Origin of the sequence: Pseudomonas sp. MPFS (genome assembly GCF_022537035.1) — a bacterium.
Classification (GTDB): Bacteria; Pseudomonadota; Gammaproteobacteria; order Pseudomonadales; family Pseudomonadaceae; genus Aquipseudomonas; species Aquipseudomonas sessilinigenes.
The window spans coordinates 54,192-77,417 of sequence record NZ_CP066123.1; the positions used below are offsets into that span (position 1 = coordinate 54,192).

General features: G+C 64.5%; 27 protein-coding genes and 1 pseudogene. 14 read left to right on the top strand and 14 right to left on the bottom strand.

The features are described 5' to 3' along the window. Window positions 1–50 precede the first annotated feature (50 nt). Window positions 51–989 (bottom strand): 4-hydroxybenzoate octaprenyltransferase, encoded by a 939-nt coding sequence (gene ubiA / locus I9018_RS00230; RefSeq protein WP_241108454.1) that lies wholly within the window; start codon window positions 987–989, stop codon window positions 51–53. A 214-nt stretch (window positions 990–1,203) separates the two neighbouring features. Here ubiA and I9018_RS00235 point away from each other — a divergent pair, with 214 nt between their 5' ends. After that, the gene (locus I9018_RS00235; protein ID WP_241108455.1) at window positions 1,204–2,202 is read left to right on the top strand and encodes a LysR family transcriptional regulator; all 999 of its coding nucleotides are present in this window, start codon (window positions 1,204–1,206) and stop codon (window positions 2,200–2,202) included. Between the two features lie 3 nt (window positions 2,203–2,205). Here the strand turns inward: I9018_RS00235 and I9018_RS00240 are convergent, their stop codons facing one another. Continuing rightward, window positions 2,206–2,865: an NAD(P)H-binding protein gene (locus tag I9018_RS00240; RefSeq protein ID WP_241108456.1), complete on the bottom strand. Its 660-nt coding sequence runs from the start codon at window positions 2,863–2,865 to the stop codon at window positions 2,206–2,208. An 82-nt stretch (window positions 2,866–2,947) separates the two neighbouring features. Here I9018_RS00240 and I9018_RS00245 point away from each other — a divergent pair, with 82 nt between their 5' ends. Beyond that, window positions 2,948–3,274, top strand: a complete 327-nt coding sequence (locus I9018_RS00245; RefSeq protein WP_241108457.1) for a DOPA 4,5-dioxygenase family protein — start codon at window positions 2,948–2,950, stop codon at window positions 3,272–3,274. Window positions 3,275–3,341: 67 nt separating this feature from the next. Here the strand turns inward: I9018_RS00245 and trpA are convergent, their stop codons facing one another. Both trpA and trpB read right to left on the bottom strand, forming a co-directional pair. Further along, window positions 3,342–4,154, bottom strand: coding sequence for a tryptophan synthase subunit alpha (gene trpA / locus I9018_RS00250; protein ID WP_241108458.1), 813 nt, complete (start codon window positions 4,152–4,154; stop codon window positions 3,342–3,344). Then, window positions 4,154–5,374: a tryptophan synthase subunit beta gene (gene trpB, locus I9018_RS00255; protein ID WP_241108459.1), complete on the bottom strand. Its 1,221-nt coding sequence runs from the start codon at window positions 5,372–5,374 to the stop codon at window positions 4,154–4,156. Before trpB ends, trpA begins: the two co-directional genes overlap by 1 nt. A 124-nt stretch (window positions 5,375–5,498) precedes the next feature. On the opposite strand from trpB, the gene I9018_RS00260 reads away from it, so the two are divergent. Next, window positions 5,499–6,392, top strand: coding sequence for a LysR family transcriptional regulator (locus tag I9018_RS00260; protein ID WP_241108460.1), 894 nt, complete (start codon window positions 5,499–5,501; stop codon window positions 6,390–6,392). 22 nt (window positions 6,393–6,414) lie between these two features. Here the strand turns inward: I9018_RS00260 and I9018_RS00265 are convergent, their stop codons facing one another. Beyond that, window positions 6,415–6,741 carry a DUF883 family protein gene (locus tag I9018_RS00265; protein WP_022642235.1) on the bottom strand — a complete coding sequence of 109 codons (327 nt, stop codon included), beginning with the start codon at window positions 6,739–6,741 and terminating at the stop codon, window positions 6,415–6,417. A 157-nt stretch (window positions 6,742–6,898) separates the two neighbouring features. On the opposite strand from I9018_RS00265, the gene I9018_RS00270 reads away from it, so the two are divergent. Continuing rightward, window positions 6,899–7,114 (top strand): dodecin, encoded by a 216-nt coding sequence (locus I9018_RS00270; RefSeq protein ID WP_022642236.1) that lies wholly within the window; start codon window positions 6,899–6,901, stop codon window positions 7,112–7,114. A gap of 134 nt (window positions 7,115–7,248) precedes the next feature. Continuing rightward, on the top strand, window positions 7,249–7,473 hold the full coding sequence (locus tag I9018_RS00275) for a DUF1161 domain-containing protein (RefSeq protein ID WP_068578061.1): 225 nt from the start codon (window positions 7,249–7,251) through the stop codon (window positions 7,471–7,473). A 73-nt stretch (window positions 7,474–7,546) separates the two neighbouring features. On the opposite strand, the gene I9018_RS00280 is transcribed toward I9018_RS00275, so the two are convergent. After that, window positions 7,547–8,548 carry an LLM class flavin-dependent oxidoreductase gene (locus I9018_RS00280; protein ID WP_241108461.1) on the bottom strand — a complete coding sequence of 334 codons (1,002 nt, stop codon included), beginning with the start codon at window positions 8,546–8,548 and terminating at the stop codon, window positions 7,547–7,549. Window positions 8,549–8,785: 237 nt separating this feature from the next. Between I9018_RS00280 and I9018_RS00285 the strand changes: the two genes are divergently transcribed. Beyond that, the gene (locus I9018_RS00285; RefSeq protein ID WP_068578065.1) at window positions 8,786–9,217 is read left to right on the top strand and encodes an OsmC family protein; all 432 of its coding nucleotides are present in this window, start codon (window positions 8,786–8,788) and stop codon (window positions 9,215–9,217) included. Window positions 9,218–9,360: 143 nt separating this feature from the next. Beyond that, entirely contained in the window at window positions 9,361–9,594 is a 234-nt protein-coding gene (locus I9018_RS00290) for a DUF1161 domain-containing protein (protein ID WP_022642240.1), read from the top strand. Between the two features lie 6 nt (window positions 9,595–9,600). On the opposite strand, the gene I9018_RS00295 is transcribed toward I9018_RS00290, so the two are convergent. Both I9018_RS00295 and I9018_RS00300 read right to left on the bottom strand, forming a co-directional pair. Beyond that, entirely contained in the window at window positions 9,601–10,020 is a 420-nt protein-coding gene (locus I9018_RS00295; RefSeq protein WP_124345400.1) for a hypothetical protein, read from the bottom strand. A gap of 47 nt (window positions 10,021–10,067) precedes the next feature. Next, window positions 10,068–10,484, bottom strand: a complete 417-nt coding sequence (locus tag I9018_RS00300) for a hypothetical protein (protein WP_068578069.1) — start codon at window positions 10,482–10,484, stop codon at window positions 10,068–10,070. Between the two features lie 59 nt (window positions 10,485–10,543). On the opposite strand from I9018_RS00300, the gene I9018_RS00305 reads away from it, so the two are divergent. Beyond that, a complete protein-coding gene (locus I9018_RS00305; protein WP_241108462.1) occupies window positions 10,544–11,623 on the top strand; it encodes an aminopeptidase in 1,080 nt (359 codons plus the stop codon). Window positions 11,624–11,687: 64 nt separating this feature from the next. On the opposite strand, the pseudogene I9018_RS00310 reads toward I9018_RS00305, so the two are convergent. The 3 genes and pseudogenes from I9018_RS00310 to I9018_RS00320 all read right to left on the bottom strand — a co-directional run. Further along, window positions 11,688–11,774: pseudogene (locus I9018_RS00310) on the bottom strand (transposase); the annotation flags it as partial. Between the two features lie 20 nt (window positions 11,775–11,794). Continuing rightward, complete coding sequence (locus I9018_RS00315) at window positions 11,795–12,445, bottom strand: HAD family hydrolase (RefSeq protein WP_068578073.1); 651 nt, start codon at window positions 12,443–12,445, stop codon at window positions 11,795–11,797. 28 nt (window positions 12,446–12,473) lie between these two features. Further along, entirely contained in the window at window positions 12,474–13,019 is a 546-nt protein-coding gene (locus tag I9018_RS00320; RefSeq protein WP_068578075.1) for a gamma carbonic anhydrase family protein, read from the bottom strand. An 88-nt stretch (window positions 13,020–13,107) separates the two neighbouring features. Here I9018_RS00320 and prlC point away from each other — a divergent pair, with 88 nt between their 5' ends. Both prlC and I9018_RS00330 read left to right on the top strand, forming a co-directional pair. Continuing rightward, window positions 13,108–15,186, top strand: coding sequence for an oligopeptidase A (gene prlC, locus I9018_RS00325; RefSeq protein WP_241108463.1), 2,079 nt, complete (start codon window positions 13,108–13,110; stop codon window positions 15,184–15,186). Then, entirely contained in the window at window positions 15,183–15,470 is a 288-nt protein-coding gene (locus tag I9018_RS00330; RefSeq protein ID WP_068578077.1) for a YheV family putative zinc ribbon protein, read from the top strand. Before prlC ends, I9018_RS00330 begins: the two co-directional genes overlap by 4 nt. 116 nt (window positions 15,471–15,586) lie before the next feature. Here the strand turns inward: I9018_RS00330 and I9018_RS00335 are convergent, their stop codons facing one another. Further along, window positions 15,587–16,243, bottom strand: coding sequence for a tyrosine-protein phosphatase (locus tag I9018_RS00335; RefSeq protein ID WP_068578079.1), 657 nt, complete (start codon window positions 16,241–16,243; stop codon window positions 15,587–15,589). A gap of 298 nt (window positions 16,244–16,541) precedes the next feature. On the opposite strand from I9018_RS00335, the gene I9018_RS00340 reads away from it, so the two are divergent. From I9018_RS00340 to I9018_RS00350, 3 genes are read left to right on the top strand one after another with little or no spacing between them, the layout of a single operon-like run. Next, window positions 16,542–17,291 carry a gluconate 2-dehydrogenase subunit 3 family protein gene (locus tag I9018_RS00340; RefSeq protein ID WP_241108464.1) on the top strand — a complete coding sequence of 250 codons (750 nt, stop codon included), beginning with the start codon at window positions 16,542–16,544 and terminating at the stop codon, window positions 17,289–17,291. 2 nt (window positions 17,292–17,293) lie between these two features. After that, complete coding sequence (locus tag I9018_RS00345) at window positions 17,294–19,078, top strand: GMC family oxidoreductase (protein ID WP_031320868.1); 1,785 nt, start codon at window positions 17,294–17,296, stop codon at window positions 19,076–19,078. Between the two features lie 12 nt (window positions 19,079–19,090). Then, complete coding sequence (locus tag I9018_RS00350; protein WP_241108465.1) at window positions 19,091–20,395, top strand: cytochrome c; 1,305 nt, start codon at window positions 19,091–19,093, stop codon at window positions 20,393–20,395. A gap of 45 nt (window positions 20,396–20,440) precedes the next feature. Here the strand turns inward: I9018_RS00350 and I9018_RS00355 are convergent, their stop codons facing one another. Further along, the gene (locus I9018_RS00355) at window positions 20,441–20,797 is read right to left on the bottom strand and encodes a hypothetical protein (protein ID WP_022642253.1); all 357 of its coding nucleotides are present in this window, start codon (window positions 20,795–20,797) and stop codon (window positions 20,441–20,443) included. 297 nt (window positions 20,798–21,094) lie between these two features. Here I9018_RS00355 and I9018_RS00360 point away from each other — a divergent pair, with 297 nt between their 5' ends. After that, window positions 21,095–22,153, top strand: a complete 1,059-nt coding sequence (locus I9018_RS00360; protein WP_241108466.1) for a PA0069 family radical SAM protein — start codon at window positions 21,095–21,097, stop codon at window positions 22,151–22,153. A 203-nt stretch (window positions 22,154–22,356) separates the two neighbouring features. On the opposite strand, the gene I9018_RS00365 is transcribed toward I9018_RS00360, so the two are convergent. Further along, window positions 22,357–23,007 (bottom strand): hypothetical protein, encoded by a 651-nt coding sequence (locus I9018_RS00365; protein WP_022642257.1) that lies wholly within the window; start codon window positions 23,005–23,007, stop codon window positions 22,357–22,359. Between the last annotated feature and the right edge of the window lie 219 nt (window positions 23,008–23,226).

Below are 23,226 nucleotides of genomic sequence, written 5' to 3' on the forward strand. Positions count from 1 at the left end.
CCTTGTGGGGTTGGAGGTCGTGGTTGTTGCGGGTATGGCCAAAGCCGTGGCTAGACGATGGCCACCGAGGCCCCGGCCAGCAGCAGGACGCCAATGTGGCAGTTGCTACGAAACAGCTGGTTGCAGGGGCCGGGATCATCCGGGCTGAACTGGCCGAGCTGGTAGGCCAGGGACAGGGCAATGGGCAACAGCAGGATGAAGAACCCGGGGCTGGCCCCGGCCAGGACTCCCGCTATGCCCCAGCACACCAGGGTCGTGGCGTAGAAGCTGGCGATCCAGGCCTTGCCGTGCCCCGCGAACAGCGTGGCGGTGGAGCGCAGGCCCATTCTCAGGTCGTCTTCGCGGTCGCTGTAGGCGTACAGGGTGTCGTAGCCCAGTTGCCAGAACAGGCAGCCAAGCCACAGCGCCAGGGCACTGGGTTGCAGGGTGCCGGTGGTCTCTACGCTGGCCATCAGCACGCCCCAGTTGAACACCGCGCCGAGGAAGGCTTGGGGCCAGTGGGTGAAGCGCTTGAGCAGTGGATAGATCAGGGTCAGGGGCAGGCAGCACAGGGCCAATAGCACCGTGAGGGGTTGCAGGGTCAACAGCAGGGCCGCCGCCAGCAGCAACTGGATGCCCAGGCAGGCCAGCGCTTGATGCAGGCTCAACGAGCCGTTGGCCAGTGGGCGTTGGCGGGTGCGGTTGACCTGGGCGTCGAAGCGGCGGTCGAGGATGTCGTTGATGCTGCAACCGGCACTGCGCATCAGCAGGGCGCCCAGGGTAAATACCAGCACCAGGCGGACCTCCGGGACTCGTCCGGCAGACAGCAGCAGCGCGGCCAGGGCCGGCAGCAGGGTCAGCCAGGTGCCGATGGGGCGGTCCAGGCGCATCAGCCGGGCATAGGGTTGCCAGGTGCGGGGTAGCCGGGTCGCGACCCAGTCCCTGGCAGGAATGTCATTGAGATCGGTGGTGTCGGGCGGCGCGAGCGGTCGGTTGCAGGGTGGGCTCATGTGCGGTTCCAGGGTGGTCTTCCATGGCGGCTGCAAGGCCCTGGAAACCATCGCTCCCAAAGGGTTTGCAGCAAACGTCGGGCAAGCCGCCAGCGTGAGCGCCGCGATGGTTTTCGAGGCGCTCTGGTTGCTTGTCGGATGCTGCTAAAGTTGCCCGCGCCCGCCCCTGGCGGCAAGCGAACAATCCGCAATAGCCTCCTGCAGGATATGCAATATGCTCCGTGACGAAGTGCCCGGCCTCCCCCGTTTCGACCTCAACCTGCTGCGGGTTTTTGCTGCCGTCTATGAGGACCGCAGCATCCTCCTGGCCAGCAAACGCCTGCACTTGAGCCAGTCGGCGGTCAGCCATGCCCTGACCCGGCTGCGCGAATCCCTGCAGGACGAGCTGTTCATCCGCACCGCCCGGGGCATGCAGCCCTCGGCCCGGGCCGAGGCGATCGCCGGCCCTTTGCGCGAGGCGCTGCTGAGCATCCAGCGCACCGTGGGCGTGGAGGCCTTCGACCCGGCCAGCGCCGTGCGCACCTTCACCCTGGCGAGCAACGACTACCTGAGTTCGGTGCTGCTGGCGCCATTGCTGCAGCGCCTGGCCCGGCAGGCGCCGGGGGTGGATCTGGTGGTCCGGCCCTCGACCCGCCTGGACCTGGCCGAACAGATCGATGTCGGGCGCATCGACCTGGCCATCGGCATGTTCGCCGAGCTGCCGAGCCGGGTGCACAGCGCCTGCCTGTGGGAGCAGCGGGATGTGTTGCTGATGTGCCCCGATCACCCGCTGCTCGAGTTGCCGCAGGTGACGCTACAGGCGCTGGCGGACTGCCCCTTGGTGATCCTCTCGGTCGGTGGCCAGGAGGAAGGCGCGGTCAACGGCTACATCCTCGAGCGGGGTATTGCCCGGCAGTCGGAGATGTTCCATCGCCAGCAACTGGAGCAGGCCATGGCGGCGATCGACCGCCGGCCCCGGTACAAGGTCACCCTGCCCCACTCCCTGGTGCTGCCGCAATTGCTGGAGCAGTCGCCGTTGGTGGCGATCGTGCCGCAACCCCTGGCCCGGGACCTGGAGCAGCGCTTGGGCCTGTGCCAACGGCCGTTGCCGCTGGCGGTCGAACCCTCGCCACTGTTGGCGATCTGGCATGGGCGCAACGATGCCGATCCGGCCCATCTGTGGTTGCGCCGACAGCTGCTGGACGTGGCGGCGACCCTGGCCCACCAGTCCTGAGCATCAAGCGTTTTCGTGGATGCCGACGAACTCCACGTGCTCGCGCAGGTGCAGATTCAGATGCAGCTCGTCATTGATGCCCACGGCCACGCCGTTGAGCCGCCGCAGGAGTCCGGCGAGCCCGGGTTCGAGGCTGTCCCCTACCTGGTTGAAGTGTTCGATGCCCAGCCCGGCCACGGAGCGCGGGGCGTTGACCAGGGTCCAGTCCAGGGGACTGCTGTGCAGGGCCTCGAGGATCTCCCCGGCAGCGTGATGGGGCAGGCTGGTGTATGCGGGCGGATCGTCGAGAATCGCGAAATTCCCCACCAGGACCAGCCGCTGCACCTGGGCGGCCTGCAGGCCTGCAACCAGTGCATCGGCGGCCTGCACCTGGGCCAGCGGATCGGCGATCCTGCCCGGGATCGCACTGCCCGGCAGGCCGGGAGCATCCAGCAGGCAGATCACCGCCGAGCAGCCGGCTACGCTCTGCTGCACGCCGTGGGCATCGAACAGGTTGCCGCCCTTGGTGCGCAAGCCTGGGCGCGGGGCCAGGGCGGTGAGATCGTCGAGTATGGCGATGACTTCATGCTGGCGCCTCAGGCTCTCCGCCATCAGCGCACTGCCCAGGCTGCTCATGGCACCATAGAGCGCCAGCTTGACCACTGGGGTTTCGGCATTTTTCATGGCCGGGCCTCCTTGTTTACTACAGGTAGGCTTGTGACCTGTGGCGGGTCCTGAGGGTTCGTCTTTTATCGCGAGGGTTTGCATGCAACGAATCAAGGGCTATCACGCCCATGTCTATTTTGACGCCAGCACCATCGACCAGGCCCGGGCCTTGTGCGAGCAGGCGGCGCACTTGTTCGACCTGCGCATGGGCCGGGTCCACGAGCGGCAAGTCGGGCCACATCCGGACTGGAGCTGCCAGCTGGCCTTCGGGCCGGAACTGTTCGGCCAGGTGGTGCCCTGGTTGGCGCTCAATCGCCAGGGGCTGGTGGTGTTCCTGCACCCGGAAACCGGCGATGAGCTACGGGATCACACCGACCATGCGATCTGGATGGGCGCGCTGCGGCCTCTGGACCTGAGCGTGTTCTGAGGCGCCCGGCAATGAAAAAAGGGTTCCAGGACTGCTCCTGGAACCCTTTTTCGCTGCGGGCCCGGTCTTAGCCGAGCCGGGCCTTGCGCACGCCCTCGGACAGCGCCGAGCACAGGCTCAGTACACCGTCCACGGCCTGGGCGGGAGTTTCGGCGCTGGCGATGTGGTCGATCAGCGCCGAGCCCACTACCACGCCGTCGGCGAGGCGGGCGATGGCCGCGGCCTGGTCCGGGGTGCGGATGCCGAAGCCGATGCTGATGGGCAGGTCGGTATGCCGGCGCAGGCGGGCCACGGCCTGCTCCACATGTTCCAGGGTCGCGGCCCCGGCGCCGGTCACCCCGGCCACCGACACGTAGTAGACGAACCCCGAGCTGCCATCGAGCACCTTGGGCAGGCGCGCATCGTCGGTGGTCGGCGTGGTCAGGCGGATGAAATCGATGCCCGCGGCCTGGGCCGGGTCGCACAGCTCGCTGTTATGTTCCGGCGGAATGTCCACCACGATCAGGCCATCGACCCCGGCAGCCTTGGCATCGGCGATGAAGCGCGGTACGCCGTAGTGGTGGATCGGGTTGAAGTAGCCCATCAGCACCAGCGGCGTGTCGCTGTTGTCCACGCGGAACTCGCGGACCATCTGCAGGGTTTTCGCCAGGTTTTGCTTGGCGCCCAGGGCTCGGATGTTGGCGAGCTGGATCGCCGGGCCGTCGGCCATGGGGTCGGTGAAGGGCATGCCCAGTTCGATCACGTCGGCGCCAGCGGCCGGCAGGCCCTTGAGGATCGCCAGGGACGTGTCGTAGTTCGGATCACCGGCGGTGATGAAGGTCACCAGGGCGGCGCGGTTCTGTTCCTTGAGTTCGGCAAAGCGCGTTTGCAGGCGGCTCATCAGTGTTTCTCCTGCTGGGACTGTTGCATGTGGTGCATCACGGTCTGCATGTCTTTGTCGCCACGGCCCGAGAGGTTGACCACCATCAGGTGCTCCTTGGGCAGGTTGGGTGCGCGCTTGAATACTTCTGCCAGGGCGTGGGAGGACTCCAGCGCCGGGATGATGCCTTCCAGGCGGCAGCACTGGTGGAATGCCTCGAGGGCCTCGGTATCGGTGATGGAGGTGTACTCGACCCGGCCGATGTCATGCAGCCAGGCGTGTTCCGGGCCGATGCCGGGATAGTCCAGGCCGGCGGAAATCGAGTGGGCGTCGATGATCTGGCCATCGTCGTCCTGCAGCAGGAAGGTGCGGTTGCCGTGCAGTACGCCAGGCACCCCGCCGTTGAGGCTGGCGGCGTGCTTGCCGGTCTCGATGCCGTGGCCCGCGGCCTCGACGCCGATGATCTGCACGCCCTGGTCATCGAGGAACGGATGGAACAGGCCCATGGCGTTGGAGCCGCCGCCGATGCATGCCACCAGGCTGTCCGGCAGGCGACCTTCGTGGGCCTGCATCTGCTCGCGGGTTTCCTTGCCGATCACTGCCTGGAAGTCGCGGACCATGGCGGGATACGGGTGGGGGCCAGCCACGGTGCCGATCAGGTAGAAGGTGTTGTCGACATTGGTTACCCAGTCGCGCAGGGCTTCGTTCATCGCATCCTTGAGGGTGCCGGTGCCGGCCACGACCGGGATCACCTCGGCGCCCAGCAGCTTCATGCGGAACACGTTGGCCTGCTGGCGCTCGATGTCGGTGGTGCCCATGTAGATCACGCATTGCAGGCCGAAGCGCGCGGCCACGGTGGCGGTGGCCACGCCGTGCATGCCGGCGCCGGTCTCGGCGATGATGCGCTGCTTGCCCATGCGCTTGGCCAGGAGGATCTGGCCGATGCAGTTGTTGATCTTGTGCGCGCCGGTGTGGTTGAGCTCTTCACGCTTGAGGTAGATCTTGGCGCCGCCGCAGTGTTCGGTCAGGCGCTCGGCGAAGTACAGCGGGCTGGGACGGCCCACGTAGTCGCGCTGGAAATAGGCCAGCTCTTCGAGGAACTTGGGGTCCTGCTTGGCCTTTTCGTATTCACGGGCCAGGTCGAGGATCAGCGGCATCAGGGTTTCTGCGACATAACGGCCGCCGAACCCGCCGAACAGGCCGTTTTCGTCAGGACCATTACGCAATTGGGACTGGGTCATTGGAGCGCTCCCGGATGGATTCGTGGAAGAAAGCGTGGAAACAATGGACCCCACTCTACCCCTGCCACCGGACCCTGAAAACCGATAAGATCGCCACAACCTGTCAGGAAAACTCACAAGTCAAATGAGCCGCGACCTGCCCCCCCTGAATGCCCTGCGGGCCTTCGAAGCCACCGCCCGGTTGAACAGCGTCAGCCAGGCCGCCGAGCAGCTGCATGTCACCCACGGCGCGGTCAGCCGGCAATTGAAGGTGCTTGAGGAACACTTGGGGCTGAGCCTTTTCAGCAAGGATGGACGCGGCATTAAACTCACAGATGCCGGGGTTCGCCTGCGGGACGCCAGCAGCGAGGCCTTCGAGCGGTTGCGGGATGTCTGTGCCGAGCTCACTCAAGGCAGCGCCGATGCGCCTTTCGTCCTCGGTTGTTCCGGCAGCCTGTTGGCGCGTTGGTTGATTCCGCGCCTGGGCCGGCTGAATGCCGACCTGCCGGACCTGCGCCTGCACCTGTCCGCCGGCGAAGGCGATCTGGACCCACGGCGGCCAGGGCTGGATGCCCTGCTGGTTTTCGCCGAGCCGCCCTGGCCGGCGGACATGCAGGTGCATGAGCTGGCCAGCGAACGCATCGGCCCGGTGCTCAGCCCGCGCTACGCTGGTTATCCGCGCCTGCACCAGGCCCCGGCGGCGGCCCTGGCGGCCGAGCCGCTGTTGCACACCACCTCCCGACCCCAGGCCTGGCCCAGTTGGGCACGGCGCAACGGCATTGCCCCCGAGGCACTGAAATACGGCCAGGGGTTCGAGCATCTGTATTACTTGCTGGAGGCGGCGGTGGCCGGGCTGGGGGTGGCGATCGCCCCGGAACCCTTGGTGGCCGAGGACTTGCTGGCGGGTCGGCTGGTGGCGCCCTGGGGTTTTTGCGATACCCCGGGACAGCTGGCGCTATGGTCGCCCAAGCGCGCCGCCGACGGGCGCGCCCGGCAGCTGGCGCAGTGGTTGAAGACCGAGCTGCGCCAGCCGGCTTGAGTTCTGCTGTGGGGCGCTGGACTCAGTTGTTGCGCTTGCACAACAGGTAGGCGGCCAGCAGGCCAATGGCCCCGACGGCGACGCCGGCGGTGGTCCAGGGGTGTTCCTGGGCGTAGTCGCGGGTGGCGATCCCGGTCTCGCGGGTTTTCACCTTGACCTCTTCATAGGCATCGCTGAGCAGGCTGCGCGAGTGTTTCAGCGCGCTTTCGGCATTGCTCTTGAGCGTCTTGAGGGTTTTGCGCGACTCCTCGGAAGCATCATCCTTGAGGCTTTCCAGGGATTTGAGCAGGCTCTCGATCTCGGCTTCCATACTTTCCAGCGAGGCTTTGCGTAACGACGAATTGGCCATGTGGGCTCTCCTGCAACGGGGTGATGGGGTGTGTAGGTTCCGACTACACGGCCTTGGGAAAGTGCAGAAAATCTGAATTGCCCCTGAGACAAGGCGTCACAAGTACTCCAGGCAATCGCTGCTAGGCTTTAGTTCATCAACGGAAAAGGAGAGTGCCATGAGTGATCATCACACCTACAAGAAGGTCGAACTGGTCGGTTCTTCGCCCAACAGCATCGAAGATGCGATCAATAACGCGCTGGCCGAGGCGCACAAGAGCATCAAGCACCTGGAGTGGTTCGAAGTCACCGAGACCCGTGGCCATATCAAGGACGGCAAGGCGGCGCATTTCCAGGTCACCCTCAAGGTCGGCTTCCGCATTGCCAATAGTTGAGGGCTTGAGCTAGGCTCTGGAACTTGTGCGCTGGCCGAGTGCCATAGGAAATGGCAAAGCGCTACAACTGTCTTGAGCCTCTGTCAGGCTGGCGTCCACGCCGCCTCTTTTGATCCGACCAGGGAATGTGACCGATGAAAAAACTAGTTTTAGCTGCTGCTTTGTTCAGTCTTGCGGGAACTGCCCTTGCTGCCGGCAAGCCATGCGAGGAGCTCAAGGGCGAAATTGCCGCGAAGCTCGATGCCAAGGGCGTCGCCCACTACTCGCTGGAAGTGGTCGACAAGGGCGCTGCGGCGGATGGCAAGGTGGTCGGCTCCTGCGAAGCCGGTACCAAGGAGATTGTCTACAAGCGCGGTTGATCCCTTGTAGCCTCCAGAAAAAACCAAGCCGACGCCAAGCGTCGGCTTTTTTGTGCCCGCGATCCAGGCCTGCTCAGCCCTTCATCACCTGGGACAGCAGCTCGTAGGAGTGCAGGCGGTCGGCGTGCTCGTAGAGGTCGCAAGTGAAGATCAGCTCGTCAGCGCCGGTCTGTTCCACCAGCACTTCCAGCTTGGCGCGGATCTTCGCCGGGCTGCCGATCATCGCCAGGCCGAGGAAACTGCCCACCGCTTCCTTCTCATGGGGCAGCCACAGGCCGTCCATGCTCTTGACCGGCTTGCGCTGGACCAGGCTCTGGCCGCGCATCAGGGCGAGGATCCGCTGGTACACCGAGGTCGCCAGGTAGTCGGCCTGCTCGTCGGTATCGGCGGCCACCAGCGGTACGCCGAGCATCACGTAGGGTTTGTCGAGCACCGCCGAAGGCTTGAAGTGATTGCGGTACACACGGATCGCCTCATGCATGTAGCGCGGTGCGAAGTGCGAGGCGAAGGCGTAGGGCAGGCCCCGCTCCCCGGCCAGCTGCGCGCTGAACAGGCTGGAGCCCAGCAGCCATACCGGCACATTGCTGCCGGTGCCGGGCATCGCGATCACCCGCTGCTCCGGGGAGCGCGGGCCCAGGTAGGCCATCAACTCGGCCACGTCCTCGGGGAAGTCGTCGGCGCTGCCGGAACGCTCGCGGCGCAGGGCTCGCGCGGTCATCTGGTCCGAGCCCGGGGCACGGCCCAGGCCCAGGTCGATGCGGCCCGGGTACAGGCTTTCCAGGGTGCCGAACTGTTCGGCGATCACCAGCGGCGCATGGTTGGGCAGCATGACCCCGCCAGAGCCGACGCGGATGGTCGAGGTGCCACCGGCCAGGTAGCCGATGAGCACCGAAGTGGCGGAGCTGGCGATGCCGTCCATGTTGTGGTGCTCGGCGACCCAGAACCGGGTATAGCCGAACTTCTCCACATGCTGGGCCAGGTCCAGGGAGTTGTGCAGGGATTGGGCCGGGCTGGCGTCTTCACGCACGGGCACCAGGTCGAGGGTCGAGAACTTCACAGCGGACAGCGGTTTCATAAGCCTGCGTCTCCTTGGATGTGCAGGCTTTTGTCATGGGCCAAAACCTGCCGAAGTTTGTAAGTCAGACCTATGCAATGTGGGCATATACCCGAGTTTCAATAGCCAGAGTGAATTTGTCGGGTAAATGGTCCGCTCACACCGGCTGAACTTTACCGTGGCATCTATCCTCACAACCCTTGAGATGCGGGAAATCATGGCGGTGCGCTCCCGTGCCGCGGCGTTGAGGAGAGACAGATGGCTATCAAGAAAAAGGCTTCGGCCCATTGGGAAGGCGACCTGAAAACCGGGATCGGCTCGATCTCCACTGAAACCGGGGTTCTGCGCGAGGCTCCCTACGGCTTCAAGGCGCGTTTCGAAGGCGGCAGGGGAACCAACCCGGAAGAACTGATCGGCGCGGCCCATGCCGGCTGCTTCTCCATGGCGTTTTCCATGATCCTCGGCGAGGCCGGGCTCAAGGCCGAGAGTATCGATACCCAGGCCGAGGTGACCCTGGACCAGGTCGATGGCGGTTTTGCCATCACTGCGGTGCACCTGGTCCTCAAGGCCAGGATCCCGGGGGCCAGCCAGCAACAGTTCGACGAGCTGAGCCGCAAGGCCAAGGACGGTTGCCCGGTATCCAAGGTGCTCAAGGCCAGCATCACGCTGGACGCGACCCTGCTCGGCTGACCGTGGTCGCCGGTTCCTGCATCGGGAGCCGGCACGCCCAGGCTGTGCGCCAGTTCAGAACCGGGTCATGGAAAATGTGGTCGAATACCGGACTGCGGCTTGAGTGTGCGTTCGCACGCGCCGCATCAAGGGAGTTTGCAATCATGAAACGTTTTGCCTTGGCGGTAGCAAGTTGTGCGCTGGCCACATCGGCCCTGGCCGCGCCCAAGCCCTGCGAGGAACTCAAGGCCGAGATCGAAGCCAAGATCCAGGCCCGGGGCGTCTCCTCCTACACCCTGGAAATCGTCACCAACGACGAGGTCCACGACGACAACATGGTGGTCGGCAGCTGTGAGAACGGCACCAAGAAGATCATCTACCAGAAGAACGATCGCTGAAGCGGCTCACGGCACGCAATTGACCATCCGCTCCTCGGCGACGATCTCGCGCTGGGCGTTGTACAGCCGGGCGCTGGGGGTGAACGCCAGGTTGCGGGCTTCCAGCCGGTAGCGCTGGCCGGCCTGGAAGTGGTCATAGCGCAGGCTCAGGTAGCACAGCCGCTCTTGTGGGTCGGTGGTCATGCCCATGCCGCCGGCGAACACCTCGAAATCGAAACGCACCATCAGTTCGTGGCTGCCGGGAGTGACCTGGAAGAACCGGCCATCGCTCAGGCGTTGGTTATCCAGGCGTTCGGCCATGATCAGCTTGCCACCGGGCACCGGGGTGGCCAGGTCGATCCAGGCCTGTTGCGGGTCGACGCTGGGCAGCGGCGTGCTGCAGGCGGTGAGGGTGGCAAAGGCAAGGACCAGCAGGGGCAGGCGCATGACGTAAGGAAGCCAGGTCGGAGAGGGGGCTTCCAGCATAACGCCGATCAGCTGCGCTGGCAGCCTGCCGGTTGCGCCTTGCCCAGCAGGGTGTGCTGCTCGTCGTAGAGCCTGGCCCAGGGATGGAAGCCGATATTGCCGGCGCGCACCTGATAACGCTGGCCAGCGTTGAATCCGGCGAATTTCACGTTCAACCGACAGTCGCGCCACAACGGTTCCTCGGCATCGCCGCCGATGTTGCCGGGCGCCACGGCGAACTGGTAGCGCAGGATCAGCTCATGGCTGCCCGGCTGGACCTGGAAGTAACGTGGATCCTCGGCGCCTTTGGCATCCACTTTCAGGGCTTGCAGCTGGGTGTCCCGGGGTGGGGCGAGGTCGATCCAGGCTTGCGTCGGGTCAGGGTCGGGCAGGCCCGCGCAACCGTTGAGGGCCAGTAAACCGGTGGTCAGCAGCAACACGCGCATGGCGAAACTCCAGGCAGGCGAGATAGTCTTGCGGGCAGACTCTCTCTGGATGATTCGATTTGAATAGGCCGTGTCCAAGCCATGGGGTACTTGATCGCGTTTTGCGCTTTTGGTTTCCGCCCCTGGTGCTTTTACTGCTCAACGGTTGCAGCAGTGCTGGCTACTACAGCCAGCTGGCCAGTGGCCAATGGCAGTTGCTGCGCTCGCGCGTACCTGTGGCCCAGGTGCTGGCCGATCCATCCCGCGATGCCACCCTGCGTGCCCACCTGGCCCAGTCGCAGCAGGCCCGCACGTTCGCCAGCGAGCACTTGCACCTGCCGGATAACCGCAGCTATCGGCTGTACGTCGATATCGGCCGGCAATACGTGGTGTGGAATGTGTTCGCCACGCCGGAGTTTTCCCTGGCCCCGCAAACCCATTGTTTCCCCATCGCCGGTTGCGTGGCCTATCGCGGCTACTACAGCCAGGGAGCGGCCCGGGGCGAGGCGGCGCTGTTGCAGCAAAAGGGCATGGACGTGACCATCGGCGGGGTCGAAGCCTATTCCACCCTGGGCTGGTTCGACGATCCGATCATCAGCTCGATGACCCATTGGGGCGACGAGCGCCTGGCCACCCTGATCTTTCACGAACTGGCCCATCAGCGCTTCTATGTGAAGGACGACACCGAGTTCAACGAGTCCTTCGCCACTTTCGTCGAGCAGGAAGGCACCCGGCAGTGGCGCGCCTATCGCGGGTTGCCTGCGTCCACCGATAACGCATTGCGCCAGCGCGACCAGTTGACCCAGTTGGTGCTCGACACCCGCAAGCGCCTGGAACAGCTCTATGCCTTGCCCCTGCCCGCCGAGCAGATGCGCCAGCGCAAGGCCCTGGAGTTCGAGCGGATGCGCCAGGACTATCGCCACCTACGGGACAGCCAATGGGCCGGTGCCAATCGCTACGACGCCTGGATCGACGCCCCCATGAACAACGCCCGGCTCCTGCCTTTCGGTCTGTACGACCAGTGGGTGCCGGCGTTCGCCGCACTGTTCAAGGAGGTGCACGGCGACTGGCCGGCCTTCTACGCGGCGGTTGAAAAGCTCGGCCGCCAGCCGGCCGATAAGCGCAAGGCGGCGCTCAAAGCCCTGATGGGTGGCCTCTAGAAATACGCCAAGCAATACGTTTGCTTTCGTAGGCGCCAGGCTTGCCCGCGATGAGGCCGGATCGTCAAATCCAGATTGCATCCCAAAGCGCAGAGTCGCCAACCCGTTTCACCAGCCCCGCGAGTAACGGGTTGGCCACGGGTTGGCGTGCTGGCCCGCGATGCGCTCGGTTCAGCGTTGCAGGAAGGCCTGGTGCAGTTGCTCCAGGGTCTGGAAGTGATAGGCCGGTGCCTCGGCGCTCAGTTCCTCGTGGCTGCCGAAGCCGTAACCCACCGCTGCCGCGTCCAGGCCGTTGCGCCTCGCACCGATCAGGTCGTGCTTGCGGTCGCCGATCATCAGGGTGTCGGCCGGGTCCAGGCGTTCCTGCTCCAGCAGGTGGGCGATCAGCTCCACCTTGTCGGTGCGGGTGCCGTCCAGCTCGCTGCCGTAGATCACCTTGAAGTGCTTGGCAAAGTCGAAGTGGCGGGCGATCTCCCGGGCGAACACCCAGGGTTTGGAGGTGGCGATGTACAGCTGCCGGCCCTGGCCGCCGAGGGTCTCGAGCAGCGGCATGACGCCGTCGAAGACACGGTTCTCGTACAGGCCGGTGACCTTGAAGCGTTCGCGATAGAAATTCACCGCGTCCCAGGCCCGAGCTTCGTCGAAGCCATAGAACTGCATGAAGGCCTGCAGCAACGGCGGGCCGATGAAGTGTTCGAGCTTGGTGAGGTCCGGTTCGTCGATGCCCAGCTTGCCCAGGGCGAACTGGATCGAGCGGGTGATGCCTTCGCGGGGGTCGGTGAGGGTGCCATCGAGGTCGAACAATACGGTTTGGTAATGCATGGGAATTCCTGGGCTGTGCAACGGTTGATCAGGGCCGGTCGTAGCCTTCGGCCAGGTGCTGGTCCTTGAGCTTCACGTAGTTGCCGGCGCTGTAGGTGAAGAACGCGCGTTCCTTGTCGGTCAGGGCGCGCACTTGTTTCACTGGGCTGCCGACGTAGAGGAAGCCGCTGGCCAGGCGCTTGCCGGGGGGGACCAGGCTGCCGGCGCCGACCATCACGTCATCCTCCACCACCGCACCGTCCATGACGATGCTGCCCATGCCGATCAGCACCCGGCTGCCGATGCTGCAGCCATGGAGCATGACCTTGTGGGCGATGGTCACGTCATCGCCGATCAACAGCGGGAAACCCTCGGGGTTGAACGGGCCGGCGTGGGTGATGTGCAGCACGCTGGCATCCTGCACGCTGGTGCGGGCGCCGATGCGGATGCGGTGCATGTCGCCGCGGATCACGGTCAGGGGCCAGACCGAGCTGTCGGCGCCGATCTCGACGTCGCCGATGACCACCGCCGAGTGGTCGACGAAGGCCCGTTCGCCGAGTTTCGGCGTGTGGGCCTGATAGGTGCGAATAGCCAAGTGCGGGTGCCTCCCTGAGATTTATTAATGGGGTCTATAGCTGCCATGGCGGTCGATTGTAATTAAGATGGTGCTACGTTTCCCAAGCATGTTTCTTCCAGCCAAGGTGCCCACCGTGAGTGTGAACAACCCTCTTCTGCAGCCCTATGACCTGCCGCCGTTCTCGGCGATCCGCGCCGAACACGTACAACCGGCCATCGAACAGATCCTGGCTGACAACCGCGCCGCCATCGCCGAGATCCTCAAGACCCAGGCCACTGCGCCGACCTGGGCCGGCCTGGTGCTGGCCATGGACGAACTCAACGATCGCCTGGGCGCTGCCTGGAGCCCGGTCAGCCATCTCAATGCCGTGTGCAACAGCGCCGAACTGCGCGACGCCTATGAGGCCTGCCTGCCGGCATTGAGCGCCTACTCCACCGAGATGGGCCAGAACCGCGAGCTGTTCCAGGCCTTCGACGCCCTGGCCAAGAGCCCGGAGGCGGCCGGTTTCGATGTGGCGCAAAAGACCATCCTCGAACACTCCCTGCGTGATTTCCGCCTGTCGGGTATCGACCTGCCGCCGGAGCAGCAGAAGCGCTACGCGCAAGTTCAGAGCAAGTTGTCCGAGCTGGGCAGTCGCTTCTCCAACCAGTTGCTCGATGCCACCCAGGCCTGGACCAAGCACATCACCGACGAAGCGGCGCTGGCTGGCCTCACCGACTCGGCCAAGGCGCAGATGGCCGCCGCGGCCCAGGCCAAGGACCTGGACGGCTGGCTGATCACCCTGGAGTTCCCCAGCTACTACGCCGTCATGACCTACGCCCAGGACCGTGCCCTGCGTGAAGAGGTCTACGCGGCCTACTGCACCCGGGCTTCCGATCAGGGCCCCAACGCCGGCCAGCACGACAACGGCCCGGTGATGCAGGAGATCCTCGACCTGCGCCAGGAACTGGCCAAGCTGTTGGGCTTTGCCAACTTTGCCGAGCTGAGCCTGGCCACCAAGATGGCCGAGTCCAGCGACCAGGTGCTGGGTTTCCTGCGGGACCTGGCCAAGCGCAGCAAGCCGTTCGCCGCCCAGGACCTGGCACAGCTCAAGGCCTATGCCGCCGAGCAAGGCTGCCCTGACCTGCAAAGCTGGGACAGCGGTTTCTACGGCGAGAAGCTGCGTGAGCAGCGCTACAGCGTGTCCCAGGAAGCCCTGCGCGCCTACTTCCCGATCGACAAGGTGCTGTCCGGCCTGTTCACTATCGTCCAGCGCCTGTACGGCATCGAGATCGCCGAGCAGAAGGGCTTCGACGCCTGGCACCCGGATGTCCGCCTGTTCGAGATCAAGGAAAACGGCCAGCACGTCGGCCGCTTCTTCTTCGACCTCTACGCCCGCGCCAACAAGCGTGGCGGTGCCTGGATGGACGGTGCCCGCGACCGTCGGCGTACCGCTGGCGGCGCGCTGCAGAGCCCGGTGGCCAACCTGGTGTGCAATTTCACTCCGGCCGTATCCGGCAAGCCAGCGCTGCTGACCCACGATGAAGTCACCACCTTGTTCCACGAATTCGGCCACGGCCTGCACCACCTGCTGACCCGCATCGAGCATGCCGGCGTCTCCGGGATCAATGGCGTGGCCTGGGATGCCGTGGAGCTGCCGAGCCAGTTCATGGAGAACTGGTGCTGGGAACCCGAAGGCCTGGCGCTGATCTCCGGTCACTACGAGACCGGCGACGCCTTGCCCCAGGACCTGCTGGACAAGATGCTGGCGGCCAAGAACTTCCAGTCCGGAATGATGATGGTGCGCCAGCTGGAGTTCTCGCTGTTCGACTTCGAACTGCACGCCAGCCACGGCGATGGCCGCAATGTGTTGCAGGTGCTGGAAACCGTGCGCGATGAAGTCTCGGTGATGCGTCCACCGGCCTATAACCGCTTCCCTAACAGCTTCGCCCACATCTTCGCTGGTGGTTATGCCGCGGGTTACTACAGCTACAAATGGGCTGAAGTGCTGTCGGCCGACGCTTTCTCGCGCTTCGAGGAAGAAGGTGTGCTCAACGCCGCGACCGGTCGTGCTTTCCGCGAGGCGATCCTGGCCCGTGGCGGTTCCCAGGAGCCGATGGTGCTGTTCGTCGATTTCCGCGGACGGACCCCGTCGATTGACGCACTCTTGCGCCACAGCGGCCTCAGCGAGGACGCGGCAGCATGAGTGAAGCCCCCGTGAAGACCAAGAAACGCTTTATCGCCGGTGCGGTTTGCCCGGCGTGCAGTGAGCAGGACAAGCTGATGATGTGGAGCGAAGACGACGTGCCCCATCGCGAGTGCGTGGCCTGCGGCTACGCCGACACCTTGAATGAGCAGGGACTGTCGGTACCCAAGGAATTGAGCACGCGGGTCAACACCGCGGCCCTCAAGGTGGCGGATGCCAAGGTGCAGTCGGTGCAGTTCTTCCCCAACCCCAAGTTGAAGAAGAAAACCGACGAACCCAAGTAACCGGGACCCCCTGTAGGAGCGCAGCTTGCGCGCGATAGCGGTGTGTCAGACACATCGCGGCGCCTTCATCGCCAGCAAGCTTGGCTCCTGCAGCAAAGCCCTCTCCCGCCTCGCAATCAGTTCGCCGGCTTGCTGGCGCTGACCGTCTCGAACCAGCTCTTCACCGAACAGGTGGCGAACACGCTGGTGCTGCAATCGCCGTTGGCCAGTGCGGTACGCAGTTTCTCCACATCGGCCTGCATCATGTAGCGAATGCCGTCCTTGAAGTGGGCGCTGTCGCCGAATCCGCCCTGGGTCATTTCACTCAAGGCTTCCTCTTTGCTCCAGCCCTGGATCACCACCCGGTACATCGCCGACATCAGGCCGGTGCGGTCCGAGCCATGCTTGCAGTGCATCAGCACCGGGCCCTGGGCTTCGGCGCTCTGGATCGCGCGCAAGGCCTTGAGCACATCGGCGTCGTCCACGTGGTTGGTGCGGTAAGGCAGCTGGACCTGATGGATGTTTGGAGCCGCCAGCCAACTGCTGTCCGATTCCGGCAGGAAGTTGATCACCGTCCCGACCTTGAGTTGCTCCAGCAGTGGCACGGCGTCTTTGTCCGGCAGGGCGCTGCGGTACAGGGTTGGCGACATCTGGTACAGGTTGTACTGCTTGGCCACGGGCTGGGCCCATTGTTCCGGTCGGCTGGCGGGGACATCGGCAGCCTGGGCCAGTGGACCTGCCAACAGGGCCAGCAACGCCAGGCACAACGCAGGAACGAAATGAATTCTCGACATGGACAGGGGTCACTGATGAGGGGCAATGGTAGGGAGTGTCGACCATGGGCGGTCAAAGCCCTGTGAGCCTCCTGTCAAAGAATCGTGAAGCCTGTTTCTGGTCCGCTATTTTTTTCAGTATCTGATGTGTTTTTTCCGACTGAAACGATTCATCAGGATGCTTAGGCTGCTACCATTTGTAACTAAAGTTTGCTGATGTGTTCATAAGCCTGGGCCCTGCCCGGCTTTTTGCGTTGCCAAAACACAAAGTCGCGCCATGACGCGGCTGAAATCCATCAATGCCTGATGAGGTGCACCCATGTCCGATCAAGATCGAGACAACCCGCGGCGTGAGTTCTTGCGCAAATCCCTGACCTTGATCCCGGTGGTCACCGTGGCCAGTACCGGCCTGGGCAGCAGCATGCTGGCCGTGGCTCCCGAGGCTGTCGCAGCCGAAAAGCCCACTGCGCCGAGCAAGCAGGCCAGCAGCACCCACTATGAACCCAGCTACTTCACTGCCGAGGAGTGGGCCTTTATCCAGGCAGCGGTGGAGCGCCTGATCCCGGCGGACGACATGGGGCCTGGCGCGTTGGAAGCCGGTGTTCCGGAATACATCGACCGACAGATGAACACCTCCTACGCCGCCGGTGCCCTGTGGTACATGCAAGGCCCGTTCAAGGCCGATGCTGCGCCAGAGATGGGCTGGCAGAGCAAGCTGGTGCCCAAGGAGATCTATCGCCTGGGTATCGCTGCCACGGACGCCTGGTGCAAAGGCCTCAAGGGCCAAACATTTGCCGCTCAAGACAGCGCTACCCGAGGCGAATTGCTCAAGCAGCTGGAGGCGGGTACGCCGCAGTTCGACACGGTTCCGGCCAAGCTGTTCTTCAACCTGCTGTTGCAGAACACCAAGGAGGGTTTCTTCAGCGACCCGATCCACGGTGGCAACAAGGGCCTGGTGGGCTGGACCCTGATCGGCTTCCCCGGCGCGCGCGCCGATTTCATGGATTGGGTGGAGCGTAACGAGCAGTACCCCTTCCCGGCAGTATCGATTCGCGGCGAGAGGGCTTGAGCATGGCGACAGTGATGAAGAAGGTCGACGCAGTGATCGTCGGGTTTGGCTGGACCGGCGCGATCATGGCCAAGGAGCTGACCGAGGCGGGGCTCAACGTGCTGGCGCTGGAGCGCGGGCCGATGCAGGACACCTACCCGGACGGCAGTTATCCCCAGGTGATCGACGAGCTCACCTACAGCGTGCGCAAGAAGCTCTTCCAGGACATTTCCAAGGAAACCGTGACCATCCGCCACAGCGTCAACGACGTGGCCCTGCCCAACCGCCAGCTGGGCGCGTTCCTGCCGGGCAATGGCGTGGGCGGCGCCGGCCTGCATTGGTCTGGCGTGCACTTTCGCGCCGACCCCATCGAGTTGCGCATGCGCAGCCACTATGAAGAACGCTACGGCAAGAATTTCATCCCCAAGGACATGACCATCCAGGACTTCGGCGTCACCTACGAAGAGCTGGAGCCGTTCTTCGACTATGCGGAAAAGGTCTTCGGCACCTCGGGCCAGGCCTGGACCGTGAAGGGCCAGCTGGTAGGCGAAGGCAAGGGCGGCAACCCCTATGCACCGGATCGCTCGGATCACTTCCCGCTGGAGTCGCAGAAGAACACCTATTCCGCCCAGCTGTTCCAGAAAGCCGCCAATGAAGTGGGCTACAAGCCCTACAACCTGCCTTCGGCCAATACCTCGGGGCCCTACACCAACCCCTATGGTGCGCAGATGGGGCCGTGCAACTTCTGCGGTTTCTGCAGTGGCTACGTCTGCTACATGTATTCCAAGGCCTCGCCCAACGTGAACATCCTGCCGGCCCTCAAGCCGCTGCCGAATTTCGAGTTGCGGGCCAATTCCCATGTGCTCAAGGTCAACCTGGACAGCAGCAAGACCCTGGCCACCGGCGTCACCTACGTCGACGCCCAGGGGCGCGAGATCGAGCAACCGGCAGACCTGGTGATCCTCGGCGCCTTCCAGTTCCACAACGTGCGCCTGATGCTGCTCTCGGGCATCGGCAAGCCCTACGACCCGATCACCGGTGAAGGCGTGGTGGGCAAGAACTTCGCCTACCAGAACATGGCCACCATCAAGGCCTACTTCGACAAGGACGTGCACACCAACAACTTCATCGGCGCCGGTGGCAACGGTGTGGCGGTGGACGACTTCAACGCCGACAACTTCGACCACGGCCCCCATGGCTTCGTCGGTGGTTCGCCATTCTGGGTCAACCAGGCCGGCAGCCGGCCGATCGCCGGGACGTCCAACCCGCCAGGCACTCCGGCCTGGGGCAGCGCCTGGAAGAAGGCCACGGCCGACTACTACACCCACCAGGTGTCCATGGACGCCCACGGTGCGCACCAGTCCTACCGGGGCAACTACCTCGACCTGGACCCGGTCTACCGCGATGCCTACGGCTTGCCCCTGCTGCGGATGACCTTCGACTGGCAGGAAAACGACATCAAGATGAACCGCTTCATGGTCGAGAAGATGGGCAAGATCGCCCAGGCGATGAACCCCAAGGCCATCGCCCTGCTGGGCAAGCAGGTCGGTGAGCACTTCAACACCGCCTCCTACCAGACCACTCACCTGAACGGTGGCGCGATCATGGGCACCGACCCCAAGACCAGCGCCCTGAACCGCTACTTGCAGAGCTGGGACGTGCACAACGTGTTCGTGCCTGGAGCCTCGGCCTTTCCCCAGGGCCTGGGCTACAACCCCACCGGGCTGGTGGCGGCGCTGACCTACTGGTCGGCGCGGGCGATCCGCGAGCAGTACCTGAAGAACCCCGGCCCGCTGGTCCAGGCATAAGGAGCGATGACCATGAAAGCACTCGTTATCGCCAGCCTGGCGCTGTTGGGCAGCGCCTCCCTCCAGGCCGCCGAGGTCGACCAGACCCTGGTCAAGCAGGGCGAATACCTGGCCCGTGCCGGTGACTGCGTCGCCTGCCACACCGCCAAGGACGGCAAGCCGTTCGCCGGCGGCCTGCCGATGGAAACCCCGATCGGGGTGATCTATTCCACCAACATCACTCCGGACAAGACCGGTATCGGCGACTACAGCTTCGAGGACTTCGACCAGGCCGTGCGCCATGGCGTGGCCAAGAACGGCAGCACGCTGTACCCGGCCATGCCCTTCCCGTCCTACGCCCGGGTCAACGACGCCGACATGCAGGCGCTCTACGCCTACTTCATGCACGGTGTGGCGCCGGTGGTGCGGGATAACCAGGACAGCGACATTCCCTGGCCCCTGAGCATGCGCTGGCCGTTGTCGATCTGGCGCTGGATGTTCGCCCCGAGCGTGGCGCCAGCCGCCGTGGCTGCTGACAGCGACCCGCTGATCAGTCGTGGCGCCTACCTGGTGGAAGGCCTGGGGCACTGTGGCGCCTGCCATACGCCACGGGCGCTGACCATGCAGGAGAAGGCCCTGAGCGCCAGCGAAGGCAGTGCTTTCCTGTCCGGCAGCGCGCCGCTGGAGGGCTGGATCGCCAAGAGCCTGCGTGGCGATCACAAGGACGGCCTGGGCAGCTGGAGCGAAGAGCAACTGGTGCAGTTCCTCAAGACCGGTCGCAGCGATCGCAGCGCGGTGTTCGGTGGCATGAGCGATGTGGTGGTCCACAGCATGCAGTACATGAGCGACCAGGACCTGACGGCCATCGCCCGCTATCTCAAGTCGCTGCCGGCCAACGATCCCGCCGACCAGCCGCACCAGTACGACAAGCAAGTGGCCGACGCCCTGTGGAAAGGCGACGACAGCAAGCCGGGCGCCTCGGTGTACATCGACAACTGCGCCGCCTGCCACCGTACCGATGGCCATGGCTACACCCGGGTGTTCCCGGCACTGGCCGGCAACCCGGTGCTGCAATCGGAGGACGCCACCTCGCTGATCAACATCGTGCTCAAGGGCGGCACCCTGCCCGCCACCCACAGCGCGCCGTCGACCCTCACCATGCCGCCCTTCGCCTGGCGGTTGTCGGACCAGGAGGTGGCCGACGTGGTCAGCTTCATCCGCAGCAGCTGGGGCAACCAGGGCGCGTCGGTGAAGGCCGCGGACGTGGCAGGGCTGCGTGACGGGCGCCTGCAGAGCACCTCCAACGACGACCTGGGCAACGTGATTCCACGTCACTAGTGGCAGGACCGGCGCCCGCAACGGGCGCCGGTTCGACATGGGCCTTCAGCCCCCGGGGAAGGGCTGGATCCCCAGCTGGCTTTGTAGCTGGTAGCCGGCGATGCAGTCCGCCAATCCGGCGTTCATCAGGTCTTCCCAGCTCGCGGGCAGCAGGCCGATGTCGTCGTGGTGAGGGCGCCAGTGCGCCTCGGCGAACTTTGCATCGGCTGCATCGAAGGGCTGCGGGCCGCTCACTACGGCTTGTCGGATGTCCCGGGTGCACAGGTCGAACTCGCAGGCCAGGCCCCAGAGCTGGCCATCCGCGGCCCTGACGATGATCAGGTCGGCGCCTTGCCCGTAGCTCGGCAGGTAGGCGTGCGCCGCATAGAAGATCTTTTCCAGTGTGCCGGGTGTCCTGGGCATTGCCGTGCTCCTTTGGTGGTCGCCCGCGTTATAGCGCAGGCAGCGTCGTTGCCGCGAATCCTTCGCAGGCCTTTGCGCCTGTCGACCTTCTGCGAGCTCAAGGACCAGGCCGGCCCTGATCTCGATTCGAAGGTGATGTTGAGCTTTGGCGGAGTTGCCAGGAGCTGGAAACCATCAAGGATGGATGGGCGCTACTGACCCGTTCGCTGACCAAGCTTGCGAGCGTTCTGCTCGACGGCGCTAGGCAGCTTGTTGCAGCTCAATTACTGTATGTGCATACAGTTATGGAGTGCCCCCATGTCCAGCCCCCTGCCGCCCCGCGGTCGCGGCACCGCGAGCAACCCGCACAACCGTTTCGCTCCCAGCCGCTCGGTGGCCGAGGATGACGGCTGGCACCAGGAAGTACCGCTGACCCAGGGCACTGAGGTGCGCCTGGAAACCGCCAAGTCGATCATCACCCGCAACAACTCGCCGGACCTGCCCTTCGATCGCTCGATCAATCCCTATCGCGGTTGCGAGCACGGCTGTATCTACTGCTATGCGCGGCCCAGCCATGCCTACTGGGACATGTCGCCGGGGCTGGACTTCGAAACCCGGCTGATCGCCAAGAGCAATACCGCCACCCTGCTGGAGCAGCAGCTGTCCAAACCCGGCTACCAGTGCGCGCCGATCAACCTGGGTTCCAATACCGATCCCTACCAACCCATCGAACGTGAACAACGGCTGACCCGGAGCACCCTGGAGGTGCTGCTGCGCTACCGGCACCCGGTGACCATCGTCACCAAGGGGTCGTTGATCCTGCGCGACCTTGACCTGTTGGCCGAGCTGGCACGTCAGCGGCTGGTGGCGGTGATGATCAGCCTCACCACCCTGGACGATGAACTCAAGCGCATCCTCGAGCCCCGGGCCGCAGCGCCCAAGGCCCGCTTGCGGGCGATCCGGGTACTGCGTGGGGTGGGTGTGCCGGTGGGGGTGTTGTGTTCACCGATGATCCCGATGATCAACGACAGCGAGCTGGAGGCCCTGCTGACCGAAGCCCAGGCCGCCGGGGCGCAGAGTGCGGCCTACATGATGCTGCGCCTGCCCCTGGAGGTGGCGCCGCTGTTCGAGGAGTGGCTGGCGGCGCATTACCCGCAGCGGGCGGCCCATATCCTGAGCCTGATCCGCCAGAGCCGCGGCGGGGAACTCTACGACAGCCGCTTCGGCAGCCGCATGCGTGGCGAGGGGCCTTTTGCCGACCTGTTGGCCCAGCGCTTCGCCAAGGCACTCAAGCGCCTGGGGTTGGAGCGGCGCACGGGTTTCGATCTCGACTGTTCGGCTTTCTGCCCACCAGGCAGGCAACTGTCGTTGCTGTGAATTGGCCTGGAGCGATTGAAGGGCTGGGGCGGGCCAATGCCACCAAGGGTTCGCGCCTGGTGATCGAGGCTCGGGGCCTGGGGCGTTGTCTTGAGGGGCGCTTGAACGATGTCGCGGGGGTGGGGGCAGCTGCAGTACGCGGTTGAAGCGGGCCAGGCCCTTCGCCACAAGGCCCGCTGCGGGCCTTGCTGGCGAGGAATGGGTCAGGCGGCGGGCTGGTCGAGCTCCAGTTCCACGCCCAGCTGGCGCGACAGGCACGGCCAGCGTTTCCAGGCTGCCTCGGTGTCGGGGCTGCCGAGGCGGTCGCGGTAGGTTTCCACGGACTCCAGGGCGAAGCTGTCTTCGTCGAGCATGGCGTCGACTGCGTGATGCACGGCTTCGTCCAGTTGGTTGGCAAAGGTCTCGCCGATCAGCTGATGGGCGATGAGATTGGCGACCGTCATGTCCAGGGGGATCAGTGGACGGCCGAAATGCTTGATGTACAGGTCGTTGACTTCCTCTACCAGGCGCAGGGCCAGGTAGGCTTCGTCCAGCAGGCCGTCGAGGCCGACATGCCCGGCCATGATGGCCGGCGGCTGGAGGAAGAACTGCTCGGCGATCTTGAGCACCGGCTTGATCTGCGATTCGATGCCCGCTTCACGGGCAACGGCGTTGGCGGCGTCCAGAAGGTCTGGCACCTGATCGATGTATGCGCTGACGAAACGGGTCATGACGCCTTGTGCGTCGACTTCGGGCAGCAGGATGGCGGGGTGCAGGTGAGGGAGCTGCGCTTCCAGTTGGCGGGCCAGGTGGCCCGTGCTGGCTTCGTGCTGTTGAGCCAATAGGATCTGCTCGCGTAATGCGGCGGTGTTCATGAAAGCTCCAGGGACAAGGGCGGTCGATCGGGACAACCGAGGTGGGATGACGGTCTGCCGCCCATTAGCGACCATCCCTCGGGGGAGAACATAAGTTAGCCTGCTCATCAAAGTGTTTAAGACATATTTGTAATATTCACTTATTACTTAGTCGGGTGCGTTATATCGTCGCACCCCCTCTTTTTCGTCAATCCCTTGATTCCCGTGGCCTGCAAAGCC

Bases quoted from the DNA above. Each gene is read 5' to 3' on its own strand.
- ubiA (WP_241108454.1), bottom strand. From the start codon at position 989: ATGAGCCCACCCTGCAACCGACCGCTCGCGCCGCCCGACACCACCGAT.
- I9018_RS00235 (WP_241108455.1), top strand. From the start codon at position 1,204: ATGCTCCGTGACGAAGTGCCCGGCCTCCCCCGTTTCGACCTCAACCTG.
- I9018_RS00240 (WP_241108456.1), bottom strand. From the start codon at position 2,865: ATGAAAAATGCCGAAACCCCAGTGGTCAAGCTGGCGCTCTATGGTGCC.
- I9018_RS00245 (WP_241108457.1), top strand. From the start codon at position 2,948: ATGCAACGAATCAAGGGCTATCACGCCCATGTCTATTTTGACGCCAGC.
- trpA (WP_241108458.1), bottom strand. From the start codon at position 4,154: ATGAGCCGCCTGCAAACGCGCTTTGCCGAACTCAAGGAACAGAACCGC.
- trpB (WP_241108459.1), bottom strand. From the start codon at position 5,374: ATGACCCAGTCCCAATTGCGTAATGGTCCTGACGAAAACGGCCTGTTC.
- I9018_RS00260 (WP_241108460.1), top strand. From the start codon at position 5,499: ATGAGCCGCGACCTGCCCCCCCTGAATGCCCTGCGGGCCTTCGAAGCC.
- I9018_RS00265 (WP_022642235.1), bottom strand. From the start codon at position 6,741: ATGGCCAATTCGTCGTTACGCAAAGCCTCGCTGGAAAGTATGGAAGCC.
- I9018_RS00270 (WP_022642236.1), top strand. From the start codon at position 6,899: ATGAGTGATCATCACACCTACAAGAAGGTCGAACTGGTCGGTTCTTCG.
- I9018_RS00275 (WP_068578061.1), top strand. From the start codon at position 7,249: ATGAAAAAACTAGTTTTAGCTGCTGCTTTGTTCAGTCTTGCGGGAACT.
- I9018_RS00280 (WP_241108461.1), bottom strand. From the start codon at position 8,548: ATGAAACCGCTGTCCGCTGTGAAGTTCTCGACCCTCGACCTGGTGCCC.
- I9018_RS00285 (WP_068578065.1), top strand. From the start codon at position 8,786: ATGGCTATCAAGAAAAAGGCTTCGGCCCATTGGGAAGGCGACCTGAAA.
- I9018_RS00290 (WP_022642240.1), top strand. From the start codon at position 9,361: ATGAAACGTTTTGCCTTGGCGGTAGCAAGTTGTGCGCTGGCCACATCG.
- I9018_RS00295 (WP_124345400.1), bottom strand. From the start codon at position 10,020: ATGCGCCTGCCCCTGCTGGTCCTTGCCTTTGCCACCCTCACCGCCTGC.
- I9018_RS00300 (WP_068578069.1), bottom strand. From the start codon at position 10,484: ATGCGCGTGTTGCTGCTGACCACCGGTTTACTGGCCCTCAACGGTTGC.
- I9018_RS00315 (WP_068578073.1), bottom strand. From the start codon at position 12,445: ATGCATTACCAAACCGTATTGTTCGACCTCGATGGCACCCTCACCGAC.
- prlC (WP_241108463.1), top strand. From the start codon at position 13,108: ATGTTTCTTCCAGCCAAGGTGCCCACCGTGAGTGTGAACAACCCTCTT.
- I9018_RS00330 (WP_068578077.1), top strand. From the start codon at position 15,183: ATGAGTGAAGCCCCCGTGAAGACCAAGAAACGCTTTATCGCCGGTGCG.
- I9018_RS00335 (WP_068578079.1), bottom strand. From the start codon at position 16,243: ATGTCGAGAATTCATTTCGTTCCTGCGTTGTGCCTGGCGTTGCTGGCC.
- I9018_RS00340 (WP_241108464.1), top strand. From the start codon at position 16,542: ATGTCCGATCAAGATCGAGACAACCCGCGGCGTGAGTTCTTGCGCAAA.
- I9018_RS00345 (WP_031320868.1), top strand. From the start codon at position 17,294: ATGGCGACAGTGATGAAGAAGGTCGACGCAGTGATCGTCGGGTTTGGC.
- I9018_RS00350 (WP_241108465.1), top strand. From the start codon at position 19,091: ATGAAAGCACTCGTTATCGCCAGCCTGGCGCTGTTGGGCAGCGCCTCC.
- I9018_RS00355 (WP_022642253.1), bottom strand. From the start codon at position 20,797: ATGCCCAGGACACCCGGCACACTGGAAAAGATCTTCTATGCGGCGCAC.
- I9018_RS00360 (WP_241108466.1), top strand. From the start codon at position 21,095: ATGTCCAGCCCCCTGCCGCCCCGCGGTCGCGGCACCGCGAGCAACCCG.
- I9018_RS00365 (WP_022642257.1), bottom strand. From the start codon at position 23,007: ATGAACACCGCCGCATTACGCGAGCAGATCCTATTGGCTCAACAGCAC.